The sequence below is a fragment of the Cyanobacterium sp. T60_A2020_053 genome, from assembly GCA_015272165.1.
GTDB lineage: Bacteria > Cyanobacteriota > Cyanobacteriia > Cyanobacteriales > Cyanobacteriaceae > Cyanobacterium.
The window spans coordinates 1-5,710 of sequence record JACYMF010000071.1 but is presented as its reverse complement, the minus strand read 5'-3'; the positions used below and the strand labels follow the sequence as shown (position 1 = coordinate 5,710).

Annotated in this window: 6 protein-coding genes; 2 read left to right on the top strand and 4 right to left on the bottom strand. The window is 36.8% G+C overall.

What is annotated here, in order from left to right; genetic code table 11:
• Window positions 1-520 precede the first annotated feature (520 nt).
• Both IGQ45_10230 and IGQ45_10225 read right to left on the bottom strand, forming a co-directional pair.
• Window positions 521-943, bottom strand: coding sequence for a hypothetical protein (locus IGQ45_10230; GenBank protein MBF2057573.1), 423 nt, complete (start codon window positions 941-943; stop codon window positions 521-523).
• 258 nt (window positions 944-1,201) lie between these two features.
• Window positions 1,202-1,771, bottom strand: coding sequence for a ParA family protein (locus tag IGQ45_10225; GenBank protein MBF2057572.1), 570 nt, complete (start codon window positions 1,769-1,771; stop codon window positions 1,202-1,204).
• An 8-nt stretch (window positions 1,772-1,779) separates the two neighbouring features.
• Between IGQ45_10225 and IGQ45_10220 the strand changes: the two genes are divergently transcribed.
• Window positions 1,780-1,977, top strand: coding sequence for a hypothetical protein (locus IGQ45_10220; protein ID MBF2057571.1), 198 nt, complete (start codon window positions 1,780-1,782; stop codon window positions 1,975-1,977).
• A 408-nt stretch (window positions 1,978-2,385) separates the two neighbouring features.
• Here IGQ45_10220 and IGQ45_10215 read toward each other — a convergent pair whose 3' ends face one another.
• Together IGQ45_10215 and IGQ45_10210 are read right to left on the bottom strand one after the other, a co-directional pair.
• Window positions 2,386-4,674: a DEAD/DEAH box helicase gene (locus IGQ45_10215; protein ID MBF2057570.1), complete on the bottom strand. Its 2,289-nt coding sequence runs from the start codon at window positions 4,672-4,674 to the stop codon at window positions 2,386-2,388.
• A 130-nt stretch (window positions 4,675-4,804) separates the two neighbouring features.
• A complete protein-coding gene (locus IGQ45_10210) occupies window positions 4,805-5,332 on the bottom strand; it encodes a siphovirus Gp157 family protein (protein ID MBF2057569.1) in 528 nt (175 codons plus the stop codon).
• A gap of 190 nt (window positions 5,333-5,522) precedes the next feature.
• Here IGQ45_10210 and IGQ45_10205 point away from each other — a divergent pair, with 190 nt between their 5' ends.
• Complete coding sequence (locus IGQ45_10205) at window positions 5,523-5,660, top strand: hypothetical protein (GenBank protein ID MBF2057568.1); 138 nt, start codon at window positions 5,523-5,525, stop codon at window positions 5,658-5,660.
• Window positions 5,661-5,710 lie beyond the last annotated feature (50 nt).

The window sequence follows — 5,710 nt, the reverse complement described above, 5'->3', positions numbered from 1 at the left end:
ACTCTTATTCATTGTAATATTTTTGCTTTTTTTTGAAGTATGCGGAAGGTGGGTTCTCACTTTATATTTATGCTGGGAGCGTGTAGATGTCTGATGTCTTTTAGCCATGTGATTTATATTTGACGAATCGGTATCATCTGAAGTTCCCATCACCATAATGGATTGTGTTAGAAAGACGAGGACTCGAAACGCTCCTCCCTACAAAAGCGTTATTGATTGGGTGCTTTTTTCAAAATTGTACTGCGTGTTTCACAAATTCATGTCAAAAATAGTACCTAATCTATATAAAACAATACTTACAGGCATTATTGTCAAAAGTCTTGATAATATTTTTTTGGGTTTATCTCCTCAATACCTTGTAGCGTCTAAGTTTGAAGTTTATTTTGACATGAAAATACAATAACACGCAGTACAGATTCTAATAGGGCGGATGAAAAGACATGGGGAATGTCAACAAAGCATTACGGGCTATATTTTAGGTTATGTTTTGACATGAATTTGCAGAACACGCAGTACAAAATTAATCAAGTCGTTGGAGAATAAGAGAGACAGAAACTTTCCTAACGTTCATCTCAGTGATAGTATCAACCATTGCCACTGGAATATATCGGCTTCCTCTTTTTCCGTCTTGCTCAAACTGAAACCAATATTGGGTATAACGTTTAGTAGTACCGTCTTTATTTTTTTTCTTGCAAATTCTTCTTTGGATAACTCCTGAGCCTTCTCCCTTAACTCGCCTATTACTTTTTCTTTGCCTAGGTTCTTGGTTTTCTTTGTAGCTATGAATTGCCCCTCTGATCTCCTCAAGACTATTTGCTTCATCAATTAGATACCAAAGGGGCTTGGGAATAGTTTTACGCTTTCTCTCTCCTCCTTCGTACCAATTTAAAATTTTCTGATAATATTTCCCTTTCTTTTGCGTGACAACTTTAAAATCCTTCATTACAATAAAAGGTAAGTTTTAACATACAAAAAAAAGGGGCGCACTCCTAATGCACCCATCTCTCCTACTCCTCCTCAACGAGAAGCATATTGATTTCCTTGATTAGCTTTTCAACCTTTTTCCACTTCTGAGGGTTAGACTTCCACAACTTCACCTTGTTTAATTGCTTGGCGGTGCTGGTAATAGAGTTCTCAATGGTTTTGGTTTCCTGTGATTCAGACTCCTTTGATACAACCTTCATGTCAGAAATCAGAGCTTTTAAATCCCTGAGTGACAGCTTCTTTTCCTCGGTACAAACCCTAGTACCTCAAGGTCACGATTAGCTCGTTTCTTTACCCTTGCTACTGTAGAAAGTAATAACTCAGTACCACAGAAAGACTTATATTGCGTTTGGATGGGTACTAAAATATGGGTCGAAGCGACAAGACTGATATAGCTAAGGATTCCTAGAGATGGTGGGCAATCAATTAGGATAAAATCATAGTTATCTTTAATAGTAGAAAGAGTATCAACAAGTCTTAAATCACGCATATCAGCAGTGACAAGCTCTAATTCTGCCCCACTTAATTTAATGTTGCTAGGCACTAAATGTAAATTGCCCTCACTGAATGAGTGAATGGGCAATGGTTCATCGTTAATTAACGAATCATAAATCGTAGCGTCTAATTCTGAGGGTTCTAATCCCATGAAAAGACTAAGTGAACCTTGGGGGTCAAAATCAATTATCAATACCTTATAATTTTGTGAGAGGTGATAACCTAGATTCATGGTCAATGTAGATTTTCCTACACCGCCCGATTGATTGAATAATGAAATAATTTTAGTCATAATTAAAAATGAGTGATGTAAATAGTCAAGTTTATTACGGTGGGAAACTGATTAAGCCTGTGAGTGACAAACCAAGTAAGAAAAGACAATGGTGGCTGTTAGAAAATCACCCTTGTTTTACTGGTAAATGTATCCATTATGGCTATCAATTCCCCCGTTTTTCTGATAGTTGGAATTGCTTTGAATGTAGTTGTTTTTATGATTAATTTTTAATAAAATTATAGTGCAAAAACTGCTTTTTTTCTTCTACTAGGCTTTAGTAATCACTGGGTAGCATAAGAGTATAACCACCTAACTCATCTAGACAGAGATAGAATTTTTTAGTAGGTAGTGTGAAGGGAAAATGTCTGATGAATTTGTGCTCACATCCACTCTCTTCTTGACAATAAACCTTGATACCAGAATCATTTTGAATGACGTGCCAGAATGAAATATCGCAAATGCGAGGAATCTTTTTAATTTGGCTAAGATGTGTATGAATGTGCAAAACGACTGGATACCAATTATTATCCTTCTCAATCAATTCTTTAATTGAAATTGTTACTCTAAAAGGAATATTATGCTTTGTTAACATAGATGATTACCTATATTGTTTTTACACAAATTCCTATTATTTATTCAGTTTTTTTAATGTTTTTTGATAATAAGGATATTAATTCTTTAGCCAAATCAGAGGTTGATTTAATTCCTCTTAGAGTTTTTCGTTTTCCTTTGAGAACTAAATCAATTCTTTCCTGCTTTTGTGATAAAGTGCTATCAATTAATTGGTCAATTTGACCTAATTGAATCCAGTAGGAATTAACGGTATTTTGTTGTCCAATCCTATTGCATCGGTCTTCAGCCTGTTCAGCATCTCCGGGTGTCCATGGGCGGTCATGAAGAATAACGGAAGATGAAGCGGTGAGAGTGATGCCGACTCCTCCTGCCTTGATACTGCCCACAAATACTTTAGACTGACCTGATTGAAAACAGTCAACGATAGCTTGTCGGTCGCCCTGTGGGGTATCCCCAAGAAGTAACTCCCCCCCTAGTTTGTCATGTAGTTGAAGGGCGCTGTCTCGAAATTCAGTGAAGATTACCACTTGCTCACCCTCCTCTAATAACTCTTGAGCTAATTCAAGGGTGGTATCAACTTTATATTTACTTCCAGTTTTTCGCAAAATATTTACAGTGACAAGAGCTTCGGCATTTTCGCTAACCTCTCCTTCAATAACACGTCTTTGATAATCAGCAATGTAGTAGTCAATCTCTGATAGATATTCCTTATTGAGTTTTGTGGGCAGTAGGCACTGTTTATTAGTCCGAATTTTGGGTGGTAAATCGAGACATTGTTTTTTAGTACGACGCAAAATAACATCTTCAGTTTTCTGGGCAAGTTCATCAAGGTGGGAAGCACCACTAATATCCCACGAACCCCCCCAACCTTTTTGTCCATTGCAATAACGTAATTCATACTCTGTTTTGTCTTTTGCTAAATCATGGTTACAAGCAAGTAGTAAGGGGAACAAGTTACTCGGTTGTCCATTTTTAAGTGGTGTACCTGTTAGCAACCATGTGGCAATACAGTTTTCATTATTGGCAAGTGCTAATAATGATTGAGTACGTTTGGATTTAGTGTTTTGGGCATAGTGTGCCTCATCAGCAATGATGATATATTCTTTTTCTAATGGTTGGGGTAGTTTAGCCCATGAGAAAGTCTCAATTTTAATGCCGACCATCTCTGCTTCCTTCGCCCAATTATCCCGTAGTGAAGCTGGGCAAATAACAAAGATTGGACAATTATTGTAATGTTCAGACAGATGTTTACCAGCAATAAGAGTTTGGATGGTTTTGCCCAAACCCATATGGTCAGCAAGGATTCCACCTCTGAGAATGCCTTTTTTCTGTCGTGATAATAGCCATTTTATTCCTTCTTTTTGATGTTGAAATAGAGTCCAACCATTAGCGAGGGGCTTATCTAAATCAATCTGATTGATAAAACTAAAAAGTTTATTAGCTGTTTGTTGGGCTTCTTGCTCTGCTTCTTTTTGTTTTCTGATTTCTTCTTTTTGTCTTTCAAGTTCTTCGGCTTGTTGATAAGCAATTAATCCTTCAAGATTTGGGTCAATGTTAAAATCATGAGGGGTAAACGTTTTTACTAATGCCAAACAAGCACTATGGGAAAAATACCAATTTTTATCTTGCCCATTGAATTTTCCTCGTGGGGATATAGATTTTACCAACTTCACTAAATTAGGATCGTAGGGAAAAATAACTGCAATCTTATCCCCTGCTAATTTGAGAGATTTTTCATCCTCTTTAAAAATTAGTAATGGTTCAGGATATTGGTGAGCAATATCACTCCATGGGCTAACTGTCACTTGACCATGATATTTTTTAAGCATTGAATGAGCTTTTTGGGCAATAGGCTTGGTTAACTTATTTCCTGAGTTAATCTGCTCCGCTAACCAATGTCCATAGTCAAAATCAATCTTATTAAAGCCTTTACCATCCTCAGAAGATGCCCCATCGCAATTTCTCGCTAGAACTAGGATTGCGTTCTCAAGAGAGTTATCCCTTCTTGACTCCAACTCAGTAGTGATTAATCTTTCTACTTCTTTTTTGAAAAGAAGAATCCCCTCTGTGGGTAATCTTTTTACTTCATTTTCTAGTAATTTAAACAAGTCTGGTGTGGGAGATATTGAAGAGAGAGGCAACTGCCCTATTTGTTCCCTATTTTGGGGAGAAACGAATAATATTTTCCCTTGTTGTTCTAACTCTTTTCTAATCTTACCGACATAGGTATGGGAGACTTTCCCAAGAGTTTTGGCAATCGCCCGATCACTTTTAATAGGATTTTTTGTGAGGGTAATAGTAACAAGTTTTCTTTTTTCTTTGTTTTTCACACTATCTGTTGCTATCATTTTTCTTCTCCTATTTTGACACTTCTAAATGATGAAAAACTTCAATCTAAACGTCACGACTACCACGAAAAATCTTAGTATAGTGGCAATGGCAAAAGGAAAAAGCCGAGTTACCTCGACTCTTTTGATATTATTTAATACTGAGGTACGTTGATTTTTCTCCTAACTTGCCGTACTTAATTGCTTCCTCATCACCCTGTTTGATGGCTTCTTTGAGTGCCTTACGGTCAACTTCCACCGTCACTTTTTGGTACTGTTTGGGGTACTTGGTAGCATCCTCCTCAAAAAGATTTAAAGGTGGTACTGATGCCTGTCTGACAGTGACATTAAACTTATTGGTTCGGAGTTTTTTCAAGTTTAACTTTTCAAGGTGATGTTTAAGGTACTCTTGTAGCCATTCCACCGTTTTCTCGTCACGCTTAATAAGAGTATTGAGTCGTTTCTGCTCATTTTTGCGTACCTCTAACCAGTATTTTCTGGACTGGATAAGCGAGAGAATATCATCAATTTTGAGAAGAAATTCCTCATTGGTGGATTCGGCTTCGGAGAGAAGAGAAAGAAAATAGCTATGCAAATCAGCAGGAATATCAATACCATCTAAGTTTTCAATGGTTTCTTCCAATTCGGTTAGTTTTTCAGTCAATTCGTACAGTTTCATGGCATTTTTTAATTGTTTTACACCACATAACTGTTATTTATTTATTATCTTTTAGATTATTATTTGAGGATTGCTCCCCACTACAACTAAATTCTGATTACTTTTGTTAATTTGACGGCATCGATATTATTCTTTGTACCTCTTGATTTTCCATCCCAAATCGCTAATCCATAATCAGCCATTTTTTGCATTGCTCTATCTTTATCAATATAGCGACTCCCCTCGATCTGTTCGGAAGGAAAACCCCCATGACTATTTACCAACTGCGGTGGAGGGCGCTAAGAATTACGAATTAACCACTATTGCTTATTCCCTAATTTTGTTGTAAACGTTTACAATGGGATAATTGTTGTCAATTATTGCCATGAATCGCTACCC